The organism is Methylobacterium sp. E-066 (assembly GCF_022829635.1).
Classification (GTDB): domain Bacteria; phylum Pseudomonadota; class Alphaproteobacteria; order Rhizobiales; family Beijerinckiaceae; genus Methylobacterium.
The window spans coordinates 83,580-109,449 of sequence record NZ_JAKSYO010000096.1 but is presented as its reverse complement, the minus strand read 5'-3'; the positions used below and the strand labels follow the sequence as shown (position 1 = coordinate 109,449).

Sequence of the window (25,870 nt, the reverse complement as noted above, 5' to 3'; positions counted from 1 at the left end):
GGGCCGCGACGACTTCGTCGTCGGCGCGGCGAGGCGGCAGCCGGAGGTGAGGGGGCGGTTCAGGGCGCGCGCTTCGTTCTGAGCCGCCCCCTCTCCGCCGCTCCGGCTGCGCCTGCGCTTCCCGCACGGACGACGAGGTCCGCGCGGGGAGAGGGGGAACCCGTGCTTCAGCCCGGCCGCCGCTCCGTCCCGCACCACTCGGCCACGAACAACGCCATCGCGGTGGTGCAGCGCTGCACCGAAGCGAGGCTCACGCGCTCGTCGAAGCCGTGGATGTTCTGGGCGCTGGGCCCGTAGCACAGGGCCGGCACCCGGTCGTAGAGGGCGTGGACCCGCGCATCGAGGTAGCTCGGCGACATGAAGCTCTGCAGCTTGGTGCCCATCGCTCGTTCGTGGGCGCGGCCGAGCACGGCTTCCGCCTCCGAGCCCTCCTCCAGCACGTAGCCCTCGGCGAAGAACCCGTTGAAGGCCACGCGCGGCGGGTTGTTGGCCAGGAAGGAATCCGAACGGGCGAAATCGGAGACCGCGGCCTCGATCTCGGCGGCGGCGTGGGCCGCCGGGACGCCCGGATAGAGCGCGACCCGGCAATCGATCCGGCACCAGGCCGGAACCGAGGAGGCCCAGTCGCCGCCCTCGATCCGGCCGATATTGAGGTTGATCGGGTGGTCCTCCGCCTCGAAGTGGCGGTGCTCCGATCTCTCGGCGTTCCAGCGCGCCTCGAGGTCCCGCAGGGCGCCGATCACCCGGTAGGTGGCGTCGATGGCGTTGGCGCCGGCGCCCATCTCGCGGACATGCACCGGCACGCCCCGCACCTCGACGGTGAACCACAGCACCCCGGTATTGGCGCGCACCAGCTTCTCGTCCTCGGGCTCCGGGATCAGCACGGCGTCGGCCCGGTAGCCACGCAGGTGGGTGGCGAGCGCGCCGTTGCCGGTGGATTCCTCCTCGACCACCGACTGGATCGTCACCGCTGCAGCGGGCTGAAGGCCGAGGCGGGCGAGCGCGTCGAGGGCGAACAGGTTGGCGGCGTGGCCGGCCTTCATGTCGCCGCCGCCGCGGCCGTAGAGCCAGTCGCCCGCGATCGCCGGGTCGAAGGGCGGATGCGTCCACAGGTCGAGGGGACCCACCGGCACCACGTCGACATGGGCCTGCAGGATCAGCGAGCGCCCGGTCTCGGTCTGGGGGCGGTGGTGGCAGACGACGATCGGGGCCTCCGAGTGGCGCTCATCGATCTTCGAGCCGCCCGGATGGGCCGCGATGGCGGCCCGGTCCATGGCGAAGCGCTCGGTGGCGTAGCCCCGGGCCCGGAACGCGCCGAACACGTAATCCTGGCAGGCATGCTCGGCCCCCCGCAGAGAGGCGAACCGGACCAGGGCCTGCGTGTGCGCCACCTGATCGGCGAAGCCTTCGGCCACGGAGGCTTCGATCTCGGCGGCGAGGGCGGGGTCGAGAGCCATGGGATCTCCAGGTCAGGGATGGGTAGGAGGCGCCCGGCCTGGGACGCCTGTCAACGGGCCGCATCTTCCGTGCCGAAGCCCGTGCGCGCCACCCTTGCGAACGCCGATCCGCCTACGCAGTCGAACCTTGCATCCGCCGGTTTCCGCCCAGGAACCTTGGCGTTGCCAATAGCTTAGCCTATTTGAATTCCGTCTTCGCTCATCCATCGAGGTCGTGCATGCGTATCGGTCTGGTCTCGGTCCTGTCCGGATTGCTCCTGTGGGGCGCCGCGTCGCCGGCGGCACGGGCGGATGTGCTCATCAGCGTCGACAAATCCGCCCAGCGGATGGAGGTCTCGGTCGACGGGCAGCCGCGCTATACCTGGCCGGTCTCCACGGGCGTCGAGGCCTACGACACCCCGTCCGGCTCCTATCGGCCGTTCCGGATGGAGCGCACCCACTCCTCGAAGGAATGGGACGACGCGCCCATGCCGTTCGCGATGTTCTTCACCACTCAGGGCCACGCGATCCACGGCACCAACCACGTCCGCAGCCTCGGCCGCGCGGCCTCGCATGGCTGCGTGCGCCTCTCGGTGCGCAACGCCGCGACCCTGTTCAACCTCGTGAAAACCCAGGGGATGAACCGGACCCGCGTCCAGATCGAGGGCGCCGACGCCCTGGTGGCCGAGCGCAGCACCCGCAGCCGCCGGGTCGCCCGGAGTCGCGATCTCGACGCGCCGGACGACAGCATGGCCGATCTCGACCAGATGGGCCGCCGCCCGCTCCCGGCCTCCTACGCCCGCACCGCCGTGCGCCCGGCCTACGCGCCGGTGCCGGGCTATGGGTATCCGGTCGAGGTGGATGTGGGGGAGGGGTGGTAGGGCAGCGGCCTGGTCGGTCCTTCCCACCCACGCCCTCATCCTGAGGCGGCGGCGCGTAGCGGAGCCCTCGAAGGAGCCCTCCAGACGTCACTGCGATCCCTGGAGCGCTCCTTCGAGGCCAAGCGATCGTCGATCGCCCGGCACCTCAGGATGAGGGGAGCGTTTGGGATCCGCGTTGCCGGCTCCCCCACCCACCGCGTCGTCTGAGCGCGGCCGACCACCCCTGTCCGCCCGGCCCATTGCCCCGGCGGGCATCCCGGCCTAGCTCCTGCGCGGCCCCTAGAGCCTGCGCGGCGCCCGCCGCGATCGATATGGATGGAGACCCCCCGATGCCCTTCGCTTTCAGCCGGCCCCTGCCGCTTGCCGCCTTGGCGCTGGCCGCTTCCACCGTCACGGGCCATGCCCTGGAGGTGACGCGCTCGGCCGACATCGCCGCGCCGCCGGCCAAGGTCTGGCAGACGATCGGCGAGTTCTGCGGCATCGGCGACTGGCACCCGGCCATCGAGAAGTGCGTCCTGTCCGACAAGGACGGCCTGAAGGTCCGAACCCTCAGCCTGAAGGGCGGCGGCACCCTCAAGGAGGAGCAGGTCTCCCGGGACGATAAGGTGATGAGCTACACCTACACGATCCTGGAAGGCCCGCTGCCGGTCGCCGACTACAAGTCGACGCTGGCGGTCGCCCCCGAGGGCGCGGGCTCCAAGGTGACCTGGAGCGGCACCTTCAACGCCAAGGGCGCCCCCGACACCGTGGCGCTCGACGCCATCCAGGGGATCTACGACTCGGGCCTGAAGGCACTGGCGGACAAGGCCAAGTAGGGCGCTCAATCGCCCGCGCCGGTGCAGGGCTCGACGCGCCCCCTCTCCCGTGCGGGAGAGGGTTGGGGTGAGGGATGCGCCCTTTCCGGAAGACCCGGACCCCTCACCCTGTCCCTCTCCCGCACGGGAGAGGGGACCCGCGCCCTCCGGGGAGAGGGCGGGCGCGTCTCAGGTCTGGACCGGGCCCCTCATCGGGCCACAGATGATTCTGAACGCGATCTGTGATCATCGCAGCGCGCAGGCATGCCGCCGGGGCGATTGACCCACTGCCAAGCTCGGCTCAAAACCCCGGCGGCGCAGCCGGTGCGCCGCAATAGGATGATCGCCGTGCCCGCGTCCCGTCTCCCGATGCGCCTCAGTCTCGTCGTTCTCGCCGCCGCGACGCTGGGCGCCTGCCAGCAGCGTTCAGCGCCCAAGGTCTCCGAGCCCTCGCCGATCGTTCCGGCGCCCCTGACTCTCCCTACGGGCAGCGGCTGCGGTCCGGAGATCGCGCGCACGAAGGCCATCGTCGACAGCGACGTGGCGACCGGCAACCTCAACAAGCCGGTGGGCGACACCTTCAACGCCGACCTCAGCCAGGCCGCCGCGGCATGCGCCGCCGGCAAGTCCGGCGAGGCGCTCCACCTCCTGGCCGCCGCCAAGAGCCGGTACGGGTATCGTTGAGACTTCGCAGGGCTCCGCCCTGCACCCGCACAACGTCCCGGACCTTGTGGATCCGGGACTGAGAGTCTGTTTGACGTCGCAACCTCGGTCGGACAACGGTTGTCCTGATCCCTCCCCTCATCCTGAGGTGCTGCGTAGCAGCCTCGAAGGAGCCCTCCAGCCAGCCGCGCGATTCCTGGAGGGCTCCTTCGAGGCCTCCGCTTCGCTCCGTCGCCTCAGGATGAGGGTGAGGATGGGAAAGACCGGTCGAATCGGCTCTCAGACGATGAACAGTAAGTTCAAGCCCGCGCGGCGAAATCCGTCCTCGGCAATCTTCAGGTCGAGGCCGTAGGACGCGATGTCGTCCGCCACCGGGTCGAGCGCCGGCGCCCGGTGCTGGTGCAGGTGCTTGATGTAGCTGTGGCAGGTCGTGCAGGTCTCGACCTGGACGTCCTTAGACACCTCGTCGAGCCCGTAATAGCTGATGCCCTCGCCGGAGCCGCAGGCGGTGCAGCGGATCCGGACGTGGTTCCACAGGGTGCCGCAGACCGAGCAGCTGAGGTACCGGGCCTTGTCGGCGGGGGTCCAGCTCACCACCACGCTCGCCACCGGTGCGCCGCCGCAGCACGGGCAGACGCCGTCGGCCACGGGCTTCAAGACCGACGCATCGAGGCGCGCCGCGTCCTGCGCGAACCGGACCTGCAGGGCCGCGGCCACGAACACGCATTCGGCGATCCGCTCCATCGGCAGCCCGCCTTCCACGACTTGCACCGCCAGATCGAGCCGGTCCGCCGGGGAGGCCGCCAGCAGGCTCGCCCGGGCCGCCTGGGACGCCTCCGGGGACACGGACAGGTCGAGCTGCTTCAGCAGGGCGGTGAGGCAGCCGTCGAAGCCCGGATCCGCCTCCAGCCGATGCCGCGACAGGGGCGGCATGCCGTGCTCGGCACGCAGGGCCATGTCGGACACGGCCGGCGCCTCGGCGGGCGGGAAGGCCGTCTGGACCGACGCCTGCGCCCGGGCCACCTCTGCGACGAACCGCAGATAGGCCTCGAGCGGATGCCCTGGTGCCGCCGCGGTCAAGCGTGCGGCCCGGTCGGCGAACAGCGTTCCGGGATCGGGCAGCCGCACGAACGGCACCGAGCCCGAGATCCCGATCTTGTCGGGATCGGGCTTCAGCTCGCTGAAATCCCGCCGCCGGGGTTTTGGCTCGGAAGCGGCGGGAGTCGTCTCGGCCGGAGCCGCCGGCTTCCGCCTGAAGAAATTGGCCACGCCTCAGGATCCGCGCTTGTCCACCGAGCCCCGGCGCACCTTGGCGCCGGCGATCTGCCGGAACCACTTGCGGTGATGCCGGTAGGCCCAGCCGCCCGTGACCGTGCCGCGGACCATCGCCCGGCCGGTGCCGCGCACCCAGATGCCGGCGTAGATGTGGACCACGATGATCGCGATGGCGATCACGGCGGCGAGCGAGTGGGCGAGCAACGCCCAGCGCTGGGTCTCGATCGTGGTGAGGCCGCCGAAATAGGTGTTCCAGATCACCAGGCCGGTGACGAACATCACCCCGATCAGCGCGGTCTGGCCCCAGAACACGCCCTTCTGGCCGGCATTGTACTTGCCGAGCTCCGGCAGGCGGTCCTCCCGGTTGGTGACCACGTCGCCGATCTTCATCGACCACGCGACATCGTCCTTGTTGGGGATGTTGAGCCGCCAGAAGCGCACGAACAGGAAGAAGAAGCTCACCGCCAGGGCGACGCCGAACCACGGATGGATCGCGCGCGTCGCCTGCCCGCCGCCGAACAGGCCGGTCAGCGAGAACAGGTAGGGCGTGAACATCGCCAGGCCGGAGAGGGTCAGCAGGGTGAACAGGATCGCGGTGATCCAGTGGTTCACGCGCTGAACGCCGGTGTAGCGCGGGACGTACATCACCTCCGGCGTTTCGCCCTTGGCGTGATGCAGGGGGCGGGAATCACCGTCCCGGATATCGTTCTGGCTCGTCATCGGCCTTCTCGCGCCTGACGTGGCGCCGGCCCAGCGCCGCAGCGGCGGCGAGGGCTGGCTTTGAATTCGGTATCGCTTGGCCGGCACGCCGGCCTAGCGAATGCACAGAGGGCCGGATGAGACGCGGGTCCCCTCTCCCGTGCGGGAGAGGTCTGCTCTCGCAGAGAGCCGGGTGAGGGATGCGACCTCTCCGGAAGACCCTGGTCCCTCACCCCAACCCTCTCCCGCACGGGAGAGGGGGCGCGTCACGACCTTCACAAGCGGCGGGTCACCCTCGTAACCCGCCGACACGCTCCTATCAGTGCGGCCGCGCCTCGCCGCTGCCGGTCTCGCCGCGGCGCTTGGCCTCGTCGTACTCGACCGCCTCTTCCTCTTCTTCCGGCACGACCTCGTTCGGGCCGGCCGTCACGTAGTGGAAGAAGCCCGCGACCGCGGCGAAGCCCATCGCGGCGAGCCCGAACACCTTGGCGCCGCCCTTCCAGAAGGCGACCAGCGGCGAGATCTTCGGGTCGTTCGGCAGGCCGGCATAGAGGCTCGGCTGGTCGGCATGGTGCAGCACGTACATGACGTGCGTGCCGCCAACGCCAGCCGGGTCGTAGAGACCGGCATGCTGGAAGCCGCGCGACTTGAGGTCCTCGACCCGGGTCTCGGCCTGCTCGATCATCGCCTGCTTGGTGCCGAACATGATCGAGCCGGTCGGGCACGCCTTGGCGCAGGCCGGAGCCTGCCCCACCGCGACCCGGTCCGAGCACAGGGTGCACTTGTACGCCTTGTGGTCGGTCTGGCTGATGCGCGGGATGTTGAACGGGCACCCCTTCACGCAATAGCCGCAGCCGATGCAGTTCTCCTCGATGAAGTCGACGATGCCGTTGGAATACTGCACGATCGCGCCGGGGGACGGGCACGCCTTGAGGCAGCCCGGCTCGGTGCAGTGCATGCAGCCGTCCTTGCGGATCAGCCATTCGAGGTTCTGGGTCTCCGGGTTCTCGTACTCGGTGAACCGCATGAGGGTCCACGACTTCGGCGTGAGGTCGTGGGGGTTGTCGTAGACACCGCGATTGATCCCGATGTCGTCGCGCAGGTCGTTCCACTCTTCGCAGGCCGATTGGCAGGCCTTGCAGCCGATGCATTTCGACACGTCGATGAGCTTGGCGACCTCCACCTGGCGGCGGATCTCCGGCGGCGTCTCCGTGGAGGCGGAGCGCTGGCGGATATCGAGGGAGCTGTAATCGGCCATGATCTCGAGCTCCTCAGGCGACCGCGTCGGACGGCGGCGTGGTCGGCTCGATATTCACGAGCCAGGCCTTGAACTCCGGAGTCTCGGTATTCGCATCACCCACCACGGGCGTCAGCGAGTTCGGGTGCCATCCTTTCTTCGTCAGGCCCATGAAGCCCCAGTGCTGCGGGATGCCGACGACGTGGACGGGCTTGCCGTCGCAGATCAGCGGCTTGATCCGCTTGGTCACCACCGCCTTGGCCTTGAGCGAGCCGCGCTTCGACCAGACGCGGACCCAGCCGCCCTTGGTGATGCCCTTCTCCTTCGCCAGCTCCTCCGAGATCTCCACGAAGGCCTCCGGCTGGAGGATCGCGTTGATCCGGGCGTGCTTGGTCCAGCCGTGGAAGTGCTCGGTCAGGCGGTAGCTCGTCGCCGCGTAAGGAAAGTCCTTCGCGTCGCCGAGATCGGCCAGGTCGTCCTTGAAGATGCGGGCCGCCGGGGCGCCCTTGATCTTCGGGAACGGGATGTTGGCCATCGGCGACTCGAACGGCTCGTAATGCGTCGGGAACGGCCCGTCGCGCATGAGCCCCCGGGTCCACAGGCGGGCGACGCCCTCCTGGTTCAGGATGAACGGCCCGACGCCCTTATCCGGGGCGACGGTGACGCCATAATCCGGCACGTCGAAGCCGATCCACTGCTTGCCGTTCCACTCGATGAGCTTCTTCTTCTCCGACCAGGGCTTGCCCTCCGGGTCGCAGGACGCCCGGTTGTAGAGCACGCGCCGGTTGGCCGGCCACGCGAAGGCCCAGTTCGGGGCGATGCCGCGGTCGCCGGGATCATTGTTGTCCCGGCGGGCCATGGTGTTGCCCTTCTCGGTGTAGCAGCCCGAGTAGATCCAGCACCCGCAGGCGGTGGTGCCGTCGTCCTTGAGCTGGGCGAAGCCGTCGAGCTGCTTGCCCGCCGGGATGATCGTCCCGTTGAGGTCCGGCGTCGGCGCCACGGTGAAGCCGTTGAGCTCGCGGGCGAGCTCGGTCGGCGTCGGCGATTCCGCGATCGCGTAGTCCCATTTCAGGTTGAGGATCGCGTCCGGGAACGCGCCGCCATCCTTCTTGTAGGCCGCCTTCACGCGGAGGAAGATCTCCGACATGATCTCGATGTCCGAGCGGCACTCGCCCGGAGGCTCCTGGGCCTGCCAGTGCCACTGCAGCCAGCGGCTGGAGTTCGACAGCGAGCCTTCCTCCTCCACGAACAGGGTGGTCGGCAGCTCGAACACCTCGGTCTGGATCTTGGTCGGATCGACGTCGTTGTACTCGCCGTGGTTCTCCCAGAACCGGGCGGTCTCCGTCTTGAGCGGATCCATCACCACGATGAACTTCATCTTGGAGAAGGCGTCCGTCATCTTGGCGCGGTTCGGGAACGACAGCAGGGGGTTGAAGCCCTGGATGATGTAGCCCGTCATCTTGCCCTGCTTGGCGAGCTCGAACCCACGGATCACGTCGTAGGTCGGCACGTCGAGCTTGGGCAGGTAATCGTAGGCCCAGTCGTTCTCCTTCGTCGCCTTATCGCCCCACATCATCTTCTGGAACGAGACGAAGAACTTGTTGTAGTTCTGCCAGTAGCTGGTCTGGCCCGGGCGCAGCGGCTTGAACTGCCGCTTGGCGATGTAGCTCGCGTAGTCCGGCTCCTTCTCCACGGGCAGGTTGAGATAGCCCGGGATGAGGTTCGACATCAGCCCGAGATCGGTCAGCCCCTGGATGTTGGAGTGGCCGCGCAGGGCCTGCATGCCGCCGCCGAGCATGCCGATATTGCCCAGCAGCGTCTGGACGATGCACATCGAACGGATGTTCTGCGAGCCCTTGGAGTGGTGCGTCCAGCCGAGCGCGTAGAGCGAGGCCATCGTCCGCTCAGGGCTCGACGTGGTCGCCATCAGCTCGCAGACCTTCAGGAAGGTCTCCTTCGGCGAGCCGCAGATCCGCTCCACCATCTCCGGCGTGTAGATGGCGATGTGCTTCTTCAGGAGCTGCATGACGCAGCGCGGATGCTGCATCGTCTCGTCGACCACGGCGTAGCCGTCGGGACCGATCTCGTAGTCCCAGGTGCTCTTGTCGTAGTCGCGCTTCTCGGCGTCGTAGCCGGCGAACAGGCCCTCGCTGAAATCGTAGCCTTCGCGGACCACGTAGCCCGCGTTGGAATAGGCCGCGACGTAGCGGTGCTGGAGCTTGTCGTTGTCGATCAGGTACTTCGCGACACCCGACAGGAACGCGATATCGGTCCCCTGCCGGATCGGGCAGTACAGATCGGCCACCGACGCCGTGCGGGTGAAGCGCGGGTCGACGACGATGAGCTTGGCGTTGTTATGGGCCTTCGCCTCGACGACCCACTTGAATCCGCACGGATGCGCTTCGGCGGCATTGCCGCCCATCACGGTAATCACGTCCGCGTGCTTGATGTCCATCCAGAGGTTGGTCATCGCACCGCGTCCGAAGGAGGGCGCCAAACTGGCGACCGACGGACCGTGTCAAACCCTGGCCTGGTTATCGAAGACCAGGGCCCCCATGCTTCGGACTGTCTTGTAGGTCAGCCAGGCCGTCTCGTTGGTGGTGGCCGAGGCCCCGAGGAAGCCCGTCGTGGTCCAGCGGTTGACCGTGAGCTCTTCGTTCTTGGCCAGGAAGTTCTTGTCCCGATCCTCCTTGAGGAGGGCCGCGATCCGGTCGAGGGCGAAGTCCCAGGAGACGCGCTTGAACTCGGAAGTGCCGGGCGCCCGGTAGAGCGGGTACTTGGTGCGCGTCTCGGCATGCACGAAGTCGAGCAGGGCCGAGCCCTTCGGGCAGAGCGTGCCACGGTTGACCGGGTGATCGGGATCGCCCTCGATATGCATCACCGAGGAGCGCGCGTTCTTCGAACGGTCGCCCAGGCTGTACAGGATGACGCCGCAGGCGACCGAGCAGTACGGGCACGTGTTGCGGGTCTCGCGCATCTGCGCGAGCTTGAACGGCCGCACCGCGGCGGCCATGGCCGGCTGGAGTCCGCCGAAGCCGAGTGCGCCGAGCGAGCCGCCCGCGAGGCCGGCGCCGGCCCCTTTGAGCAGGCCACGCCGAGAGACCTGGACGTTCATCTCCGCTCCTTAAAGCGATCTGGTATAATTCCAGGGTGTCCCAAAAAAGCGTGCACGAGGCAAGTGCGATGGGGTGACACAGCGGGCAGGGCTGTCTTGCATGTGCCGGCACGTTCAAGTGCCGGCTATCATCCTACAGGAGCACGTGTTTTTTACTTGGAGGGCGCGGCCGGATTGTTGCCCGAGGGGCCGCCGGTGCGGTGGTCGAGGGGCGCCTGCGGCTCCGTCGCGGAGGATCCGCCCGTATCCGCCTTGGGGACCGGCCGGTCGGCGTTCTCGCCGATCGACTTGCCGCCCGGGTTCGGCGCGTCCTTGGCGGCCGATTGCTCCCGGGGAACCGGCGCCTGACTCCAGCCGTCCTGGGCGCTGCGGGACTTGTCGCCCATCGCGTCGATCCCCTTGATCTCGCCGGGCTGCGTCTGGGCCAGGGCCGGGGCGCTCGTCGCCGCCAACGCCAGGAACGCCATCAGAGTCAGGGAAATCGAGCGGGACACAGGGTGGATCCGATCTGCGCGAGGGGTCATGGCCGGCAACGTGCCCCCGGGGCGGCCAGTTCCGGCCCCCGGGACCGGCCGCCGTGACGGCTTCTTAACCAAGCTTTGCCAATCTCCTGGCGTGGCCGCCTAGGAGACTCGGGATCATGACGAAGTCGTATCCGGAGCGTCCGTCCGAAGAGACCGCCTCATCGACCGTGGCCTCCCTCAGCCCGAGCGTCCGCCGGCATCTTGGCCAGAACCTGCGGGCGGTCTACGCCGACACGCTGGCGGCGCCGATCGACCAGCGCCTCGAGGCCCTGGTGAAGCAACTCGGCAAATCGAAGCCTTGAGCGTCGCGTCTTACGGATCGGGCGACGAAGCGCTTCGAGCGAAATGTGCGCCATCGCACATGAGTTCGTTCTTTCTACGAAACCCTCTGACGCGCTGACATTCTTCTCCTGGCTTTTCGAGCTGGAGAAGATCCATGCCTTCTGCCCTCATCAATCCCCCTGACCGCTTGTGCTCCCGGGGAATCCGACGATCCTGCAGCCCGCATAAGGCCGTGTGACCACGCGCCCGAGACTTGACTTCGTTCGATAAACCGAACGATCCAGGGCTTTCTGGGTGCGCCTCGCTGCGGCGCACCCGTTAGCGGCTGGGAGAGCGGGCGTGATAAAGAACGGTGCGGTCAGGAACCGGGCTTTCGGGCTGTCGATGCTGGTCGGGGCCGGCCTGTTGTCCTGCCTTCAGCCGGCCGCTGCCGAGACCGCGCTGCTGAACGTCTCGTACGACCCGACCCGGGAACTCTACCGCGACATCAACACGGTCTTCGCCGAGGAATGGAAGGCCAAGACCGGCGAGGCGATCACGGTGCGCGCCTCGCATGGCGGCTCGGGCGCCCAGGCCCGCACGGTGATCGACGGCGTCGACGCCGACGTGGTCACGCTGGGCATCCCGTCGGACATCGACGCCATCGCCAAGCTGACCCGCAAGATTCCCGACGACTGGCGGACCAAGCTTCCCAACGAGGCCACACCCTACACCTCGACGGTGGTCTTCCTGGTCCGCAAGGGCAACCCGAAGGGCGTCAAGGACTGGGCCGACCTGACCAAGCCGGACGTCAAGGTGATCACCCCGAACCCCAAGACCTCGGCCGGCGGCCGCTGGAACTTCTTGGCCGCCTGGGGCTACGCCTACGGCCAGGACAAGGACGCCGCCAAGGCCGACGCCTTCGTGGGTCAGATCTACAAGAACGTGCCGGTTCTCGACACCGGCGCCCGAGGCTCCACGGTGACCTTCGCGCAGCGCGGGCTGGGCGACGTGCTCCCGACCTGGGAGAACGAGGCCTACCTGGTGCTGCAGGAATTCGGCGCGGACAAGTTCGACATCGTGTCGCCGCCGACCTCGATCTACGCCGAGCCGCCGGTGGCCCTCGTGGCCGCCAATGCCGAGCGCAAGGGCACCACCAAGGCCGCCCAGGCCTATCTCGACTTCCTGTACAGCGACCGCGCGCAGGCGATCTTCGCCAAGCACCATTACCGCCCGATCCGCCGCGAGGCGGCGGCCCCGGCCGACCTCGCCCAGCTCCCCGAGATCAAGCTGTTCAAGATCGAGGAGTATCAGGGCTCCTGGGACGAGATCCAGAAGCGGAACTTCGACGCCGGCGGCTTGTTCGACCGGTTGAGCCGGGCCGGCCGCTGAGGCGGGAACCATGGTCGAGACGCCGCGTCGCAAACGCACCTTCCGCCGCCCGAGCGTGATCCCGGGCTTCGGGCTCAGCTTCGGCTACACGCTGACCTGCCTCGGGCTCATCGTGCTGCTGCCGCTCGCCGGGCTCGTCGCCAAGGCGTCCGGCCTCGGCCTCTCCGGGATCTGGGACGTTGCCACCGATCCGCGGGTGTCCAGCGCCCTGCGGATCAGCTTCGGCGTCTCGGCGGTCGCGGCGCTCGTGGCTTCGGTCTTCGGCTTCCTGGTCGCCTGGGTTCTGACCCGCTACCGCTTCCCGGGCCGCAAGCTCATGGACGCGGCGGTCGACCTGCCCTTCGCGCTGCCGACCGCGGTGGCCGGCATCGCCCTGGCCTCGCTCTACGCGCCGGACGGGTTTTTGGGCGCGCCGCTCGCCCGGCTCGGCATCCAGGCGGCCTACACGCCGGTGGGGATCTTCATCGCCATGGTGTTCATCGGGCTGCCCTTCGCGGTGCGGACCGTGCAGCCGCTGATCGCCGAGATCGACAAGGAGATCGAGGAGGCGTCCGCCACCCTCGGGGCCAACCGGTTCGCGACCCTGACCAAGGTGGTGCTGCCGCCGCTGATCCCGGCGGTGCTCACCGGCTTCGCCATGGCCTTCGCCCGGGGGGTCGGCGAGTACGGCTCGATCATCTTCATCGCCGGCAACCTGCCCTACGTCTCGGAGATCGCGCCGCTCCTGATCGTGATCAAGCTGTCCGAGTTCGACTATGGCGGGGCGGCGGCGATCGCCACGATCATGCTGGGCATCTCGTTCCTGACGCTGCTTACCATCAACCTGATCCAGGCCTGGAGCCGGAGGCGCTTCGGCTATGTCTGAGATCTTCTCGCCGACCGTGGCACCGATCGTGCGGGCGGAGCCGGTCGCCTCGGAGGGGGCGGCCACCCGCACCGTGCTGATCGGGATCGCGATCGCCTTCCTGGCGCTGTTCCTGGTGCTGCCGCTGATCGCGGTGTTCACCCAGGCCTTCTCGAAGGGGGTCGAGGCCTTCCTGGCGGCGTTCCGGGAGCCCGATGCCTGGAGCGCGATCCGCCTGACCCTGACGGTGGCGGCGATCGCGGTGCCGTTCAACGTGGTGTTCGGCCTGGCGGCCTCCTGGGCGATCGCCAAGTTCGAGTTCTCCGGCAAGTCGCTGCTGATCACCCTGATCGACCTGCCGTTCTCGGTCTCGCCGGTGGTCTCGGGGCTGATCTACGTGCTGCTGTTCGGCTCGCAGGGCCTGTTCGGCACCTGGCTCGTGGACCACGGGATCCAGGTGCTGTTCGCCCTGCCGGGGATCGTGCTGGCGACCGTGTTCGTGACCTTCCCGTTCGTCGCCCGGGAGTTGATCCCGCTGATGCAGGAGCAGGGCTCCTCGGAGGAGGAGGCGGCCCTGACGCTCGGGGCCTCGGGCCTGCACGCGTTCCGCACGGTGACGCTGCCCAACATCCGCTGGGGCCTGCTCTACAGCGTGCTCCTCTGCAATGCCCGGGCGATGGGCGAGTTCGGGGCGGTGTCGGTGGTGTCCGGCCACATCCGCGGCCTGACCAACACCATCCCGCTCCACGTGGAGATCCTCTACAATGAGTACAACTTCGTCGCCGCCTTCGCCGTCGCTACGCTCCTCGCTGTCCTCGCCCTCATCACCCTCGTCCTCAAATCCTTCCTCGAGTGGCGCTTCGCGGGCGAGCTCGCACACGGCCGGACTCACTGACCGCTCCTCGACGGCGATCCGGGTCGAGGGCATCTCCAAGACCTTCGACACGGCCGCGGTGCTGCACGACCTGTCGATCGACGTGCGGGCGGGGGAGTTGCTCGGGCTGCTCGGCCCCTCGGGCTCGGGCAAGACGACGCTGCTGCGGATCATCGCCGGGCTCGACGCGCCGGACCGGGGCCGGATCCTGTTCGGCGACGACGACGCCACCGGTCTGGCCGTGCAGGAGCGGGCGGTGGGCTTCGTGTTCCAGCACTATGCCCTGTTCAAGCACATGAGCGTGGCCGACAACATCGCCTACGGGCTGAACGCGCGGCGCCGGGCCGACCGGCCGGCTAGGCCTGAGATCAAGCGCCGGGTCGGCGACCTGCTCGACCTGATCCGGCTCTCGGGCTTCGGCGACCGCTACCCGTCGCAGCTCTCGGGCGGCCAGCGCCAGCGGGTGGCGCTCGCCCGGGCGCTCGCCGTCGAGCCGCGGGTGCTGCTGCTGGACGAGCCCTTCGGCGCCCTCGACGCCCAAGTCCGAAAGGACCTGCGCCGCTGGCTGCGCGAGATCCACGACCGCACCGGCCAGACCACGATCTTCGTGACTCACGATCAGGACGAGGCCCTGGAACTGTCGGACCGGGTCGCGGTGCTGGATCGCGGCCGCCTGGAGCAGGTCGGCACCCCGGACGAGGTCCAGGAACACCCGGCCTCGGCCACGGTGATGAAGTTCCTCGGCGACCACGTCGAGGTGGAAGCGCTGGCCGAGGGCGGCCGGGTGCTGGTGCGCGGCCGGGAGACGCCGGTGGCGACACCGGCCGGGACCATCGGCCCGGTCAAGCTCTACGTCCGGCCCTGGCAGTTGCAGCTCGCCGAGCCCGAGGCGGCGCATCTCTCCGGCACCGTGCGCAGTTCCTACCGCAGCCAGGGCCGCCAGCGCATCGAAGTCGCCGACGACCAGGGCCGCGTGCTCGCGGTGGAGGATTTCGACGGCATCCGCTACCCGGCCGGGCATCCGGTCGGGCTGCGGATCAACGGGGGGCATGTGTTCGGGTGAGGCGATCGCTGGCTGGGCTTTGAAGGCTTAGCGATGGCTCATCTGATATTCGTGGCCTCCGACGGAGGCTGAGCCATGGTGGTTCGCGGCTATTGCGTCGAGGTCGAGCCCCTGTCCGAGGTGGGCGCAGCCGGATGGCTCGGTCGCGTACCGGACTTGCCCGGCTGCATATCCGACGGGGACGATCTCGTGCTGCTAGAGGCGAATGTCGCCGAGGCCATCGAGACTTGGATCTCTGCCGCTCATCGGTTGGGGCGAGACATTCCTTCGCCAACACTTGCTCCGGCTCCGCGCCCCTGAAGCCAAGCGCGCGGCTTCTCCAAAACGTTTCACGCCACCGGAACGGTCTGCTTGAGCCAGTCGCTCACGGCGCGGACATCGGCGCAGGCCATGTTCTCCCGCGTCGCGACGATATGGTAGGTTTCCCCCGGGATGACCGGTCCGAACGGGTGGATGAGCAGGCCAGCCTCGATCTCGGGTGCGGCCAGCACGAGGCTCGCGACAATGACGCCGTGACCGGCGACAGCCGCCTGAAGCGCGTGTGCATCCTCGGTGAAACGCAGCCCTTGATCGACGGCGAGGTTGGGCATGCCGGCCAGGCGCGCCCACCGGGGCCAGTCGGGCGCCAGCTCCAGCCGTTTCCACTCGACATGCAGCAGCGTGGCGCGTTTCAAGTCCTCCGGTTTGGACAATCCAAGGTTCGGGCTGCAGAGAACGCCGAACCGTTCGGACTGAAGCGGTTCCGACACCAGCCCGACGAAGGGTCCTGATCCGTAGCGGACGGCGATATCGGCGAGCCCTGAAGCCAGATCGACCAGGTCGTCCGAAGCGTGCAGCCGCAGGTCGAACGCCGGATGGTGCTCCCGGAACAGGCTGAGGGCCGGCAGAAGGCGCCGCGCCGTGAAGAGCGTCGTCGCTGTCAGCGTGACCGCCTTACGTTGCCGCCTCGGCGACAGGTCGGCAATCGCGCGTTCGAAGGCGTCGAAGCCGTCGCGCAGGATCGGATAGAGCCGATGGCCGGCACTTGTCAGCGACACACGCCGGACCTGCCGCACGAACAACGGCATGCCCAGCGTGTCCTCCAGCAGACGGATCTGATGGCTCACCGCCGTCGGCGTCACGGCGAGCTCTTCGGCGGCCTTGCGGAAGCTGAGGTGACGGGCGGCCGCCTCGAAGGCGCGCAGAGCGGCCAGCGGCGGCAACCTTCGAGAGCGCGCCATGGATGAGTTCAGTTCAGCCATCGGGTGAGCGATTCGCGTTCGTCATACGCCGCACGCTGTGGATGATCGGGTCGTGACCGAATCGTGTACATGAAGCGGGCTTCTCCATGTCATCCTCCACACGTCCTTCCATTCGCCTGCTCCAGATCGACGCGAGCGCCCGGTCCGGCCTGTCCGGTCGCGACCGGCATGGCTCGCACACGCGACGGCTGAGCCGGCGCTTCGTCGATCGCTGGTCGGAAGCACGGCCGACGGATCCGGTGACATACCGGGATGTCGGGAACGAGCCGCCAAGCCCGGTCACTGGTCCCTGGATCGCCGCAGCCTTCTGTCCGCCCGAACGACGCGACGGCGCCCAACGGGCGGTACTAGCGGAAAGCGACGTTCTGGCAGCCGAGCTGATCGCCGCCGACCTCATCGTCATCGGCGCGCCGATGTACAATTTCGGCCTGCCCGCGCAGCTCAAGGCGTGGATCGACAATGTCGTGCGCGTCGGTGTGACGTTCGGGTTCGATCGTGCCCGTCCGGGAGAGCCCTATTGGCCGATGCTGCCACCCGGCAAACACTTGATCATCCTGACGGCGCGTGGCGATCATGGCTATGATGCGGGCGGACGACTGGCCGCGATGAACCTCGTAGAGCCCGGACTGAAAGTTCCTCTTGGTTATCTCGGACTTCGCGACAACGATACCGTCGCGGTGGAATATGACGAGTTTGCCGACGAGCGGCTGAGCGTGTCCATCGCTCGGGCGGAAGCAGCCATCGACCACTTGGTCGAGCGCCTCGTGTCAGACAGCTGATCGGGACTCGTACCGGGTATGGGACGGCACGGTCCTAAGGCGTCTTGGCGAAGTGAGACGAAAGAGAGAGATTCTCCGTGCGACCGAGTTGCGCGGAATTCACTAGAAGTTACCTCATTGCCGACAGCAGTCATGATACTGAAGATAACCTCGAAACGATCCTGTAGGTCGAGGCGTCCCTGTCATCCCACATCGGTCCGAGCAGAATTATCCTTAATGGCCCCTCAAATCGTCTGCCTCCGAGATCGTGTTTCTGTGTCGAACTACGCAGTGAGAATCCTAAGGAAGGCTCTTCCCAGACAGACCCTTAAGCGCTAGGATGAAAAACTTAGCGTGCGACCTATCGCCTTCTGCCGTAAATACAATCGTAGGAATTTAAGTGTAAATATAAATTGATTTTATATTTCAATACATAGCAAAAATTACTATAGATCCACCCAATTAACTGTATTGCAGAAATACTCATACAATGGAAACGTGCGATAGCACAATGTCGCGGAATAAAATTACTTGGAGCGCAATTGCCCGAATCTGCATTACAATTTCATATGCAGGATTTTTGGGCGCCTGCATGGCGAATTCATATCCGCCAACACTTTCCAAATACGCTAAGGCTGAGGCAAACGAGGCTCCCATTCTCGTCCAGAAAGTGGGCGCCGCCATTGTCGTGCGTGTATCACTCAATGGAAGCCACTGTCCTACAAGCGTTGTGGAGATGAGAAGAGTTGTAAACGGAAAGGTTGAACAGGGATCTCGTACTTTGGTCGGTCAGATCAGGGAATATAAAATCCAGCGGCGATTATATTGAGGATTTTAAAAAACTACTATCGTTAGATACCATAAAGTATGCCTTCTCTGCAGAGGGGATTAATTACGCTAAAGATATTCGCACGACCTACCGAGAAATTATTCCCGGTAATTACATAATAAATCACATCACATGTCAATTTGGGCGTGAAATTACCGAAGTTAGCGCCGAGGAATGGTCATTTCTTACGGGCAGAGATGATCTACCCATTCCAGGCGATAATTACATTTCCATCGGCAATGGACAGATTGTTGACTCTGGATTTATAGACGTCGTCAGCACTGACGGCAGATACTTGCGCCGTAGCGGGCAAGTACGCCTGGTCAGTTCCGAGGCACCACAATCGTTTCGCACCGTCGTGGCTAACGACCTGCCAGACCTGTCAAAAAAAATTATTTACTCTCGATTTTCGGCATATTTAGAATAACATAACGCCACTGGATCAAATTAAAACAAAGACGATAGATCAGTCCGTCTCTGACGAAAAACCTGTTTGAGGTTGATTTAGATAAGGCGTTCCCCAAGAGTTTGGGGGAAACAGACGTTGCGATACCTGATACCGAGGATTGCATACTGGTAGCGGAATTTTGACGATGGCCATCATCTCGCATGGCACCCGATAGGCTGTAGATTAGCGGCGGCTCCCTATTTAATCGGGGCTCGCCAGCGCGTCACCGTTCTCTTACGCTCTGGCCCATGACGACCTCGAATCGCACCGCCCATCCCGATGTCCTCGCCGCAATCGGCCAAACGCCGCTGATCCGGCTGCGCCGCGCCTCCGAGGCGACCGGCTGCGAGATTTTCGGGAAGGCCGAGTTCCTCAATCCCGGCCTGTCGGTGAAGGACCGGGCGGCGCTCGCCATCGTGCAGGATGCCGAGGCGAAGGGCCTGATCCGGCCGGGCGGGACCATCGTGGAGGGCACAGCCGGCAATACCGGCATCGGCCTCGCCCTGGTGGCTTCCGTGCGCGGCTACCGGACGCTGATCGTCATCCCGGTCACCCAGTCCGAGGAGAAGAAGCAGACCCTTCGGCTCGCCGGCGCGCGCCTCGTCGAGGTGCCGGCGGTGCCGTTCGCCAACCCGAACAACTACGTCCACGTCGCCCGGCGGCTGGCCGAAAAGCTCGCCGCCACGGAGGCCAACGGGGCGTTCTTCGCCGACCAGTTCGACAACGTCGCCAACCGGCAGGCGCATGTGGACGGGACCGGCCCCGAGATCTGGGACCAGACCGGCGGCCGGGTCGACGGCTTCGTCTGCGCCGCCGGGACCGGCGGGACGCTCGCCGGCACCGCGGCGGCGTTGCGGGCCCGGAATCCGGGGGTGCGCATCGCGCTCTCCGACCCGGAGGGCTCGGCCCTCTACGCGCACTACACCACCGGCACCCTGAAGGCGGAGGGCTCCTCGATCACCGAGGGGATCGGCCAGGGCCGGATCACGAAAAACCTCGACGGCTTCACCCCGGATCACGCCTTCCGCATCCCCGACCGCGAGGCGCTGGACATCGTCTTCGGCCTGATGCGGGAGGAGGGGCTGTCGCTGGGCGGCTCGTCCGGCATCAACGTCGCCGGGGCGATCCGGCTGGCCCGGGAGCTCGGGCCCGGCCACACGGTGGTGACGATCCTGTGCGACGGCGCGGCGCGCTACGCCTCGAAACTGTTCAACCCGGCCTTCCTGACCGAGCGCGACCTGCCGGTGCCGGGCTGGCTCGAGGCGCCGCAGGATGTGTTGCCGGATTGGCACGCCTGAGCGCTACGGCCTCATCCGGCGATTATCCTCACAAAAGCGTGGGATCGCGTTGAACGGAACGGATTGTCGCAGCGTTTGAACGGTCACGCTCGCATCAGCGCGGCTGTCCGGAGAGTCCGATCCATGTCCCTCGTCACCATTCTGCTCATCATCCTGATCATCCTGGCCTTCGGCGGCGGCGGCTTCCTGGGCGGCGGCGCCTATCGCGGCCCGGGCTTCGGCCTCGGCGGCATCCTGCTCATCGTGCTGATCGTGCTGCTGGTCACCGGCCGGCTGTAAGGCCCGTCCGGACGCCGTCCCCCGCCGGGCCGCCTGCGGTTCGGCGGGATCGTCCGACGCGGCATGTCCGCGTCACGGATCGGGGCCGCGCTCCCGGTCCGTGATGAGGCGCCGGCCTTATCGGCAGGTGATCCCGACGATGGCCGACGCGGCCGCGCCGGGCCCGATCTCCGAGCGCGGCTTCGCCTCGGCGATGCCCTGGCCGGCCAGGAAGGCCGAGACCGCATGCGCCGGCACCAGAGCCGTGCGCGCGGGCGGCACGATGCCGGCGACCCGCCGCGGCGCCGCCGGATAGCGGGCCACGAGTCCGACCAGGCGCCCCGACCGGTCGAGCACCGGCGCCCCGGCGGAGCCCGGCTGAAGCGGCGCGATCACGCCGCCCGTCACGGCCGTGGCCGGTGCGGCCAGAACTCCGTCCGCGCCTGGAGCCAGCGCGATCAGGGCCTCGTCGGCAGCGGGCGGATCGGCCCGCACCGGCATCCGCACCGGGGCCGGGATGCCGGCCGCCTCGAGCAGCGCGAGCCCGGCCGGATCGGTCGCGAGAACCCGGGCCGTGGCCTGGCCGATCCGCGGCGCCGGGCAGCCTTCCAGCACCGCCGCCGCGGTGAGGACGCGCCCCGGCGCGATCACCAAACCGGTTCCCGCACCCGCAGGGGTGGCTGTTGTCGTCGGCGGCGGCGCGGCGGCGGAGCCGGCCAGCGCGCTCGCGGCGACCTTCGGGGGCGCCGCATCGGCGGCCGCCGGGAACGGCGTGAAGGCGTTAGCCACCGCGATCACCAGGCGGCCGACCTCCGCCGCCAGGGCCCGGTCGTAGCCGATCAGGAAGCCGCGCACGCCCTGCGGCCCGGCATCGTAACGGACGTAGGACAGGCCGCTCGCGGTCTCCGCGGTGACCACCAGGGACTCCGGCTTTCGCAGCTTGTAGGTGACCTTGCGGTTGGGCAGCGCCGCCGTGAGCTGGTCGAACAGGCTGTCCAGGGTCTCGCCGCCCGGGGGGATGGCGCGCGACTCCAGGGTCACGCGCCCGTCGGCGCTCTGCCAGCGGGTGCCGGTTGGCAGGGCCGTGCGCTTCGACAGCAGGCGCTCGGGCACGCCGATCACCACGCCGGTGGCGGGATCGGCGGCGATCCGGAAGCGCGCCGCCGCCTTGGCCGCTTCGCCCGCCGCCAGCAGCGCCGCCCGGCCGCGCGGCTCCAGCGGATCGGCCCCGCCGGTCCGGGTCCGGTAGGCGGTCAGCGCGTCGAAGATCCGGCGGCCGAACGCCCCCGAGACCACGGCGTTGAAATCGCCGGTCCAGACCAAGGCATCCTGGATCGCCTTGCGGTCCGCCTCGGTCAGCGCCTCGAAGGCAGCCCTGGTCGTCTCGAAGGCGGGATCGGGCGCGACGGGCTTGGCGGGTGAGGCGGCCTTCGGAGCGGGCTGGGCCGGTCGGGCCATCGCCGGACGGTCCTGGGCGAATCCCGGGTTTGGCGCCGTCAAGCCGCCCAGCACGAGGACCGCCAGGAGGAGAGCCCTCCGGGGGCCGCGCGGCGCAGCGGTCGCCCGACCCGGTTCCTGCCCAGCTTCCCGCGAATCCATCGCCGTCCCCGACGCTCAACACGGTAACCTTGGCAGAGCCCTCCGCGGCGCGCCAGACCGGACGCCCTCGGCCGGCCGCGCACGGGGAAATCTGTCCAAACCGGCGTCGCGGTCCCGTGCACACGGCCGCGCGATGCGCTAGAGGGCAGGAATCCGGCCTCGCGGGCCGGCCCGGACTCCGAATCGGGACCCGACTCGGACCTCCTGCCGGCCGCGCGCCGCCGCCATGGTCCGACGCGGAGCCCGGCATGAGCGAGACGAACAACACCTTCAAGAAGGCGCCCAAGCGCAAGCCCGCCAAGGGCAAGAGCGTCAGCGTCTCCCCCGAGATGCGGCAGGCCTATGCCGACCTGATCCGGGAGCGCGCCGAGAAGCAGGAAGCCTACGGGCGCCACCTGCCGCAGGAAGAGACCAAGCGCCGGTAGGAGACCGGGTTTCCAAAGGGCTCAGCCCTTTGGCGGGGTTTCGGGGCGGAGCCCCGAAGCATTGGGCGAAGCCCGACACCAGGGCTCTGCCCTGGACCCGCAAAAGGTCCCGGATCTTTTGAAACCCTGACCACCCTAGCGCTTGCGCACGAACTCGGTGCGCAGGACGAGCCCCTTGATGGTGTCGTGGCGGCAATCGATCTCTTCGGGATCGTCCGTGAGCCGGATCGACCGGATGACCGTGCCCTGCTTCAGGGTCTGGTTCGCGCCCTTGACCTTCAGGTCCTTGATCAGCGTGACCGAGTCGCCGTCGGCCAGGACGTTGCCGGCCGAATCGCGGACCTCGGCCCGGGCGGGTGCTGCGGCGGAAGCCTCGCCGGGCGGGAGCCACTCGCCCGTCGCCTCGTCGTACACGTAAGAATCGTCGTCTCCGGCCAAGTCTGGAACCCCCGATGCCGGGTCCGGGCGCTGCGCCCGTCACCCTGCGCGTCCGCGCCCCTCACGCCGAATCGGTCATCGCCCCGGCGGGGGTGCTGGAACGAGCGCGGCCGTTCTCGCTCCCGGCCGGGCCGGGGGCAAGAGGGGAGGCCGGCCCCCCGCCCGAGAGCGGGAGCCGGGAGTCAGCGTCAGCGTCAGCGCTTGAGCGGGCCGGCCTCGATCACGTCCTCGACCGTGCGCAGGCCCGCGCGCGGGGAGTTCACCAGGCAGGCCATGTTGCCGGGCGGGTGCTGGTTCTTCCACATCTTGGTGTGGGCCTGGGGGATCTTGTCCCAGGGAAACACCTCGCTCATGCACGGGTCGACCCGGCGCTCGATCACGAACTGGTTGGCCGACGAGGCCTGCTTGAGATGGGCGAAGTGCGAGCCCTGGATCCGCTTCTGGCGCATCCAGACGTAGCGGGCGTCGAAGGTGATGTTGAAGCCGGTGGTGCCGGCGCAGAACACCACCATGCCGCCGCGCTTCACCACCAGCGCCGAGACCGGGAAGGTCGCCTCGCCCGGGTGCTCGAAGACGATGTCGACATCCTTCTTGCCGGTGATGTCCCAGATCGCCTTGCCGAACTTCCGCGCCTCTTTCGTCCAGGCGTTGAACTCAGGCGAGTTGACCTTGGGCAGCTGCCCCCAGCAGTTAAAGTCTTTGCGGTTGATCACGCCCTTGGCGCCGAGGCTCATGACGTAGTCGCGCTTCGACTCGTCCGAGATCACCGCGATGGCGTTGGCGCCCGAGGCCGCGCAGAGCTGGACGCCGAACACCCCGAGACCGCCGGAGGCGCCCCAGATCAGCACGTTCTGGCCCGGCCGGACCGTGTGCGGCGCGTGGCCGAACAGCATGCGGTAGGCGGTGGCGAGGGTCAGCGTGTAGCAGGCCGCCTCTTCCCAGGTGAGGTGCTTGGGCCGGTCCATGAGCTGGCGCGACTGCACCCGGCAGAACTGCGCGAAGGAGCCGTCCGGCGTCTCGTAGCCCCAGATCCGCTGCGAGGGCGAGAACATCGGGTCGCCGCCGTTGCACTCCTCGTCGTCGCCGTCATCCTGGTTGCAGTGGACGATGACCTCGTCGCCGACCTTCCAGCGCTTCACCTTGGCGCCCACCGCCCAGACGATCCCGGACGCGTCGGAGCCGGCGATGTGGTACTCGGCCTTGTGCACGTCGAAGGGCGAGATCGGTTCGCCGAGGCCGGCCCAGACGCCGTTGTAGTTCACGCCCGCGGCCATGACGTAGACCAGCACCTCGTCGTCGCCGATCGACCAGACCGGCAGCACTTCGAGCTGGTGGGAGTCCTCCGGCGGCCCGTGACGCTCGCGCCGGATCGCCCAGGCGTACATCTTGGCCGGCACGTGACCCAGCGGCGGGATCTCGCCCATCTCGTAGAGATCTTTGAACTCGCCGTCCGCCGGACGGACCGCACCGCTCGCAGCCATCTCGCTCTCCTCTCATCCCGCGCTGTTCTCACGGCCGCGGTTCTCTCTCGCGCTATAGCGGCGATGTCGGAGGCGTCCAAGTGGGCCGAAAGTCGAAATCGGAGGGTTTCGCGCGTGAAAAAGGCGCCGGCACAAGGCCGGCGCCCACCTATTCAAATTCGGCTTGCGAACCGACCAAGTATTATTCGGCGGCGGCCTGGCGGGTGTCGATCCCGAGACCTTCCGCGACGCCGCGGCCGAAATCCTGGTGTACCTTATACCAATGGGCAATCATCCGCTCCTGGATGTGCCGCGGCGAGTCGCCCATCGAGGTGACGATGTTCTTCACGAGCCGCTGGCGCTCACCCGCGTCCAGCACCTTCGACCAGAGCTGGCGCGGCTGGCCGTAGAGGTCCTCGTCGTCGTTCGGCCAGCCGTAGCGGGCGGCGTCGCCCCGGATGCGCAGGGGCGGCTCGGCGAAGGCCGGATCCTCCACGGGACCGCCGAAGGAGTTCGGCTGGTAATCGACCTGCGCGCCGTGGTTGCCGTCGGTGCGCATCGACCCGTCCCGGTGGTAGGTCTGCACTTTGGCGTTCTTGGCCTGGTTCACCGGGATCTGGTGGTAGTTCACGCCGAGCCGGTACCGATGCGCGTCCGAGTACGACAGGATGCGGTTCTGCAGCATCTTGTCCGGCGAGAAGCCGATGCCCGGCACCACGTTCGACGGCTCGAAGGCCGATTGCTCGATCTCGGCGAAGTAGTTCTCCGGATTTCGGTTCAGCTCCATCTCGCCGATCTCGATCAGCGGGTAATCGCCATGCGGCCAGACCTTGGTGAGGTCGAACGGGTTGATCCGATAGGTGTCGGCATCGAGCTCCGGCATGATCTGGACAGAGACCTTCCATTTCGGGAAGTCGCCCCGCTCGATCGCCGAGGACAGGTCGGCCGCCGAATAATCCGGATCCGTCCCGGCGATTTGATCGGCCTCCTCCGCAGAAAAATTCTGGATGCCCTGCTTGGTGTGGAAGTGGAACTTCACCCAGTAGCGCTCGCCCTTCTCGTTCCAGAGCGAGAAGGTGTGCGAGCCGTAGCCGTTCATGAACCGGGCCGATTTCGGCGTGCCGCGGTCGCTGTACAGGATCATCACTTGGTGGATCGCCTCGGGCGAGAGGCTCCAGAAGTCCCAGCGGCGCCAATGCGGCTTCAGGTGCGTGCGCGGGTCGCGCTTCTGGGTGCGGATGAAGTCCGAGAACTTGATCGCGTCGCGCACGAAGAAGATCGGCGTGTTGTTGCCGACGAGATCCCAGTTGCCCTCCTCGGTGTAGAACTTCAGGGCGAAGCCGCGGGGATCGCGGGCGGTGTCGGCGGAGCCGGATTCACCGCCCACCGTGGAGAACCGGGCGACCATCGGCACCGCCTTGCCGACCTCCGTCAGCACCTTGGCGCGGGTGTACTGGCCGAGCGACTTGGTCAGCCGGAACGTGCCGTAGGCGCCGTAGCCCTTGGCGTGCACCACCCGCTCCGGGATCCGCTCCCGGTTGAAATGGGCCATCTTCTCGATGAGGTGGTAGTCCTGCATCAGCACGGGCCCGCGGGGGCCCACGGTGATCGAATTCTGGTTGTCGGAGATGGGGTTGCCGAACGCTGTCGTCAGGCGCGGGCTCTGATCGGCCATCGCTGTCGCTCCTTGGGGCGCTCGCCGCCGGCCGAGCCAGTCGGTCCGGCGCTGGAGAGCGCGGTTAGTCACGGATCCGGAATCGGGGGCGACGCCGGTCGCGCCCGATTCGGCGGCCGCACGCATGCGAAACGGTGCTGGTGCGATCGCCGGCGGTCCAACGCGCCGGTTCCCGTTTGGAGCCATTAAATTCCAGGTCGCGCGCGGGCTTGTGAGGCGGCGCGCGGGACCGGCGCTTCAAATCCGGCTGTCCGCCCGGACAAGTTTTTTAAAGGCCGCCCAAACACAACCGGCGCGCGTTGCACCTCTGTCGCGGATGACGCGCCCGGCCGCCTTCGCTACGGTGCGGTCAAGGCTGCGCCCCGAGCGCGGATAGTCAAGAA

25 protein-coding genes are annotated in these 25,870 nt (G+C 67.5%); 14 read left to right on the top strand and 11 right to left on the bottom strand.

Going from position 1 to position 25,870, the window contains the following annotated elements; genetic code table 11:
- Positions 1-167: 167 nt before the first annotated feature.
- A complete protein-coding gene (locus MKL20_RS13440; RefSeq protein ID WP_244037081.1) occupies positions 168-1,457 on the bottom strand; it encodes an ArgE/DapE family deacylase in 1,290 nt (429 codons plus the stop codon).
- Positions 1,458-1,675: 218 nt separating this feature from the next.
- Between MKL20_RS13440 and MKL20_RS13435 the strand changes: the two genes are divergently transcribed.
- The 3 genes from MKL20_RS13435 to MKL20_RS13425 all read left to right on the top strand — a co-directional run bounded on the left by MKL20_RS13435 (position 1,676) and on the right by MKL20_RS13425 (position 3,795).
- Entirely contained in the window at positions 1,676-2,317 is a 642-nt protein-coding gene (locus MKL20_RS13435) for a L,D-transpeptidase (RefSeq protein WP_244037080.1), read from the top strand.
- A 329-nt stretch (positions 2,318-2,646) separates the two neighbouring features.
- A complete protein-coding gene (locus MKL20_RS13430) occupies positions 2,647-3,132 on the top strand; it encodes an SRPBCC family protein (protein ID WP_244037079.1) in 486 nt (161 codons plus the stop codon).
- A 318-nt stretch (positions 3,133-3,450) separates the two neighbouring features.
- Positions 3,451-3,795, top strand: a complete 345-nt coding sequence (locus tag MKL20_RS13425) for a hypothetical protein (RefSeq protein ID WP_244037078.1) — start codon at positions 3,451-3,453, stop codon at positions 3,793-3,795.
- A 258-nt stretch (positions 3,796-4,053) separates the two neighbouring features.
- Here MKL20_RS13425 and fdhE read toward each other — a convergent pair whose 3' ends face one another.
- The 5 genes from fdhE to MKL20_RS13400 form a co-directional block, all read right to left on the bottom strand.
- Positions 4,054-5,043: a formate dehydrogenase accessory protein FdhE gene (gene fdhE / locus MKL20_RS13420; protein ID WP_244037077.1), complete on the bottom strand. Its 990-nt coding sequence runs from the start codon at positions 5,041-5,043 to the stop codon at positions 4,054-4,056.
- Positions 5,044-5,046: 3 nt separating this feature from the next.
- Entirely contained in the window at positions 5,047-5,769 is a 723-nt protein-coding gene (locus MKL20_RS13415) for a formate dehydrogenase subunit gamma (protein ID WP_244037076.1), read from the bottom strand.
- A 298-nt stretch (positions 5,770-6,067) separates the two neighbouring features.
- Positions 6,068-7,006 (bottom strand): formate dehydrogenase subunit beta, encoded by a 939-nt coding sequence (gene fdxH, locus MKL20_RS13410; RefSeq protein ID WP_244037075.1) that lies wholly within the window; start codon positions 7,004-7,006, stop codon positions 6,068-6,070.
- 13 nt (positions 7,007-7,019) lie between these two features.
- Positions 7,020-10,100 carry a formate dehydrogenase-N subunit alpha gene (fdnG, locus tag MKL20_RS13405; RefSeq protein ID WP_244037074.1) on the bottom strand — a complete coding sequence of 1,027 codons (3,081 nt, stop codon included), beginning with the start codon at positions 10,098-10,100 and terminating at the stop codon, positions 7,020-7,022.
- Positions 10,101-10,252: 152 nt separating this feature from the next.
- Entirely contained in the window at positions 10,253-10,594 is a 342-nt protein-coding gene (locus tag MKL20_RS13400) for a hypothetical protein (RefSeq protein WP_244037073.1), read from the bottom strand.
- Positions 10,595-10,740: 146 nt separating this feature from the next.
- Between MKL20_RS13400 and MKL20_RS13395 the strand changes: the two genes are divergently transcribed.
- The 6 genes from MKL20_RS13395 (at position 10,741) to MKL20_RS13370 (ending at position 15,358) form a co-directional block, all read left to right on the top strand.
- A complete protein-coding gene (locus tag MKL20_RS13395) occupies positions 10,741-10,926 on the top strand; it encodes a hypothetical protein (protein WP_244037072.1) in 186 nt (61 codons plus the stop codon).
- Between the two features lie 364 nt (positions 10,927-11,290).
- Complete coding sequence (locus tag MKL20_RS13390) at positions 11,291-12,277, top strand: sulfate ABC transporter substrate-binding protein (protein ID WP_244037128.1); 987 nt, start codon at positions 11,291-11,293, stop codon at positions 12,275-12,277.
- A gap of 10 nt (positions 12,278-12,287) precedes the next feature.
- Entirely contained in the window at positions 12,288-13,142 is an 855-nt protein-coding gene (gene cysT / locus MKL20_RS13385; protein ID WP_243960869.1) for a sulfate ABC transporter permease subunit CysT, read from the top strand.
- A complete protein-coding gene (gene cysW, locus MKL20_RS13380) occupies positions 13,135-14,016 on the top strand; it encodes a sulfate ABC transporter permease subunit CysW (protein WP_244037071.1) in 882 nt (293 codons plus the stop codon). Before cysT ends, cysW begins: the two co-directional genes overlap by 8 nt.
- Before the next feature lie 16 nt (positions 14,017-14,032).
- Positions 14,033-15,058, top strand: coding sequence for a sulfate/molybdate ABC transporter ATP-binding protein (locus MKL20_RS13375; protein ID WP_313898991.1), 1,026 nt, complete (start codon positions 14,033-14,035; stop codon positions 15,056-15,058).
- A 75-nt stretch (positions 15,059-15,133) separates the two neighbouring features.
- Positions 15,134-15,358, top strand: a complete 225-nt coding sequence (locus MKL20_RS13370) for a type II toxin-antitoxin system HicB family antitoxin (protein ID WP_244037070.1) — start codon at positions 15,134-15,136, stop codon at positions 15,356-15,358.
- A 29-nt stretch (positions 15,359-15,387) separates the two neighbouring features.
- On the opposite strand, the gene MKL20_RS13365 is transcribed toward MKL20_RS13370, so the two are convergent.
- Complete coding sequence (locus MKL20_RS13365; RefSeq protein ID WP_244037069.1) at positions 15,388-16,299, bottom strand: LysR substrate-binding domain-containing protein; 912 nt, start codon at positions 16,297-16,299, stop codon at positions 15,388-15,390.
- A gap of 86 nt (positions 16,300-16,385) precedes the next feature.
- Here MKL20_RS13365 and MKL20_RS13360 point away from each other — a divergent pair, with 86 nt between their 5' ends.
- The 4 genes from MKL20_RS13360 (at position 16,386) to MKL20_RS13345 (ending at position 19,911) form a co-directional block, all read left to right on the top strand.
- Positions 16,386-17,078, top strand: a complete 693-nt coding sequence (locus MKL20_RS13360; protein ID WP_244037068.1) for an FMN-dependent NADH-azoreductase — start codon at positions 16,386-16,388, stop codon at positions 17,076-17,078.
- Positions 17,079-17,818: 740 nt separating this feature from the next.
- The gene (locus MKL20_RS13355; RefSeq protein ID WP_244037067.1) at positions 17,819-18,313 is read left to right on the top strand and encodes a hypothetical protein; all 495 of its coding nucleotides are present in this window, start codon (positions 17,819-17,821) and stop codon (positions 18,311-18,313) included.
- Positions 18,314-18,582: 269 nt separating this feature from the next.
- Positions 18,583-19,632, top strand: coding sequence for a cysteine synthase A (locus MKL20_RS13350; protein WP_244037066.1), 1,050 nt, complete (start codon positions 18,583-18,585; stop codon positions 19,630-19,632).
- 123 nt (positions 19,633-19,755) lie between these two features.
- Positions 19,756-19,911, top strand: coding sequence for a hypothetical protein (locus MKL20_RS13345; protein WP_007563230.1), 156 nt, complete (start codon positions 19,756-19,758; stop codon positions 19,909-19,911).
- Positions 19,912-20,028: 117 nt separating this feature from the next.
- Here MKL20_RS13345 and MKL20_RS13340 read toward each other — a convergent pair whose 3' ends face one another.
- Positions 20,029-21,489 (bottom strand): trypsin-like peptidase domain-containing protein, encoded by a 1,461-nt coding sequence (locus tag MKL20_RS13340; RefSeq protein WP_409568147.1) that lies wholly within the window; start codon positions 21,487-21,489, stop codon positions 20,029-20,031.
- A 248-nt stretch (positions 21,490-21,737) separates the two neighbouring features.
- Here MKL20_RS13340 and MKL20_RS13335 point away from each other — a divergent pair, with 248 nt between their 5' ends.
- Positions 21,738-21,914: a hypothetical protein gene (locus tag MKL20_RS13335; RefSeq protein WP_243960898.1), complete on the top strand. Its 177-nt coding sequence runs from the start codon at positions 21,738-21,740 to the stop codon at positions 21,912-21,914.
- A gap of 135 nt (positions 21,915-22,049) precedes the next feature.
- Here the strand turns inward: MKL20_RS13335 and MKL20_RS13330 are convergent, their stop codons facing one another.
- The 3 genes from MKL20_RS13330 to MKL20_RS13320 form a co-directional block, all read right to left on the bottom strand.
- Complete coding sequence (locus tag MKL20_RS13330) at positions 22,050-22,352, bottom strand: alkylphosphonate utilization protein (protein WP_243960900.1); 303 nt, start codon at positions 22,350-22,352, stop codon at positions 22,050-22,052.
- Positions 22,353-22,546: 194 nt separating this feature from the next.
- Positions 22,547-23,833 (bottom strand): crotonyl-CoA carboxylase/reductase, encoded by a 1,287-nt coding sequence (gene ccrA, locus MKL20_RS13325; protein WP_244037064.1) that lies wholly within the window; start codon positions 23,831-23,833, stop codon positions 22,547-22,549.
- 181 nt (positions 23,834-24,014) lie between these two features.
- Complete coding sequence (locus MKL20_RS13320; RefSeq protein WP_244037063.1) at positions 24,015-25,487, bottom strand: catalase; 1,473 nt, start codon at positions 25,485-25,487, stop codon at positions 24,015-24,017.
- Positions 25,488-25,870: the final 383 nt, after the last annotated feature.

What these genes read in the sequence shown, in the direction of transcription:
- MKL20_RS13425 (WP_244037078.1), top strand. Translation starts at nt 3,451, where the DNA reads ATGATCGCCGTGCCCGCGTCCCGTCTCCCGATGCGCCTCAGTCTCGTC.
- fdxH (WP_244037075.1), bottom strand. Translation starts at nt 7,006, where the DNA reads ATGGCCGATTACAGCTCCCTCGATATCCGCCAGCGCTCCGCCTCCACG.
- MKL20_RS13430 (WP_244037079.1), top strand. Translation starts at nt 2,647, where the DNA reads ATGCCCTTCGCTTTCAGCCGGCCCCTGCCGCTTGCCGCCTTGGCGCTG.
- MKL20_RS13440 (WP_244037081.1), bottom strand. Translation starts at nt 1,457, where the DNA reads ATGGCTCTCGACCCCGCCCTCGCCGCCGAGATCGAAGCCTCCGTGGCC.
- MKL20_RS13365 (WP_244037069.1), bottom strand. Translation starts at nt 16,299, where the DNA reads ATGGCTGAACTGAACTCATCCATGGCGCGCTCTCGAAGGTTGCCGCCG.
- MKL20_RS13335 (WP_243960898.1), top strand. Translation starts at nt 21,738, where the DNA reads ATGAGCGAGACGAACAACACCTTCAAGAAGGCGCCCAAGCGCAAGCCC.
- MKL20_RS13340 (WP_409568147.1), bottom strand. Translation starts at nt 21,489, where the DNA reads ATGGATTCGCGGGAAGCTGGGCAGGAACCGGGTCGGGCGACCGCTGCG.
- MKL20_RS13320 (WP_244037063.1), bottom strand. Translation starts at nt 25,487, where the DNA reads ATGGCCGATCAGAGCCCGCGCCTGACGACAGCGTTCGGCAACCCCATC.
- MKL20_RS13345 (WP_007563230.1), top strand. Translation starts at nt 19,756, where the DNA reads ATGTCCCTCGTCACCATTCTGCTCATCATCCTGATCATCCTGGCCTTC.
- cysT (WP_243960869.1), top strand. Translation starts at nt 12,288, where the DNA reads ATGGTCGAGACGCCGCGTCGCAAACGCACCTTCCGCCGCCCGAGCGTG.
- MKL20_RS13360 (WP_244037068.1), top strand. Translation starts at nt 16,386, where the DNA reads ATGTCATCCTCCACACGTCCTTCCATTCGCCTGCTCCAGATCGACGCG.
- MKL20_RS13415 (WP_244037076.1), bottom strand. Translation starts at nt 5,769, where the DNA reads ATGACGAGCCAGAACGATATCCGGGACGGTGATTCCCGCCCCCTGCAT.
- ccrA (WP_244037064.1), bottom strand. Translation starts at nt 23,833, where the DNA reads ATGGCTGCGAGCGGTGCGGTCCGTCCGGCGGACGGCGAGTTCAAAGAT.
- MKL20_RS13370 (WP_244037070.1), top strand. Translation starts at nt 15,134, where the DNA reads ATGGTGGTTCGCGGCTATTGCGTCGAGGTCGAGCCCCTGTCCGAGGTG.
- cysW (WP_244037071.1), top strand. Translation starts at nt 13,135, where the DNA reads ATGTCTGAGATCTTCTCGCCGACCGTGGCACCGATCGTGCGGGCGGAG.
- MKL20_RS13390 (WP_244037128.1), top strand. Translation starts at nt 11,291, where the DNA reads ATGCTGGTCGGGGCCGGCCTGTTGTCCTGCCTTCAGCCGGCCGCTGCC.
- MKL20_RS13395 (WP_244037072.1), top strand. Translation starts at nt 10,741, where the DNA reads ATGACGAAGTCGTATCCGGAGCGTCCGTCCGAAGAGACCGCCTCATCG.
- MKL20_RS13435 (WP_244037080.1), top strand. Translation starts at nt 1,676, where the DNA reads ATGCGTATCGGTCTGGTCTCGGTCCTGTCCGGATTGCTCCTGTGGGGC.
- MKL20_RS13350 (WP_244037066.1), top strand. Translation starts at nt 18,583, where the DNA reads ATGACGACCTCGAATCGCACCGCCCATCCCGATGTCCTCGCCGCAATC.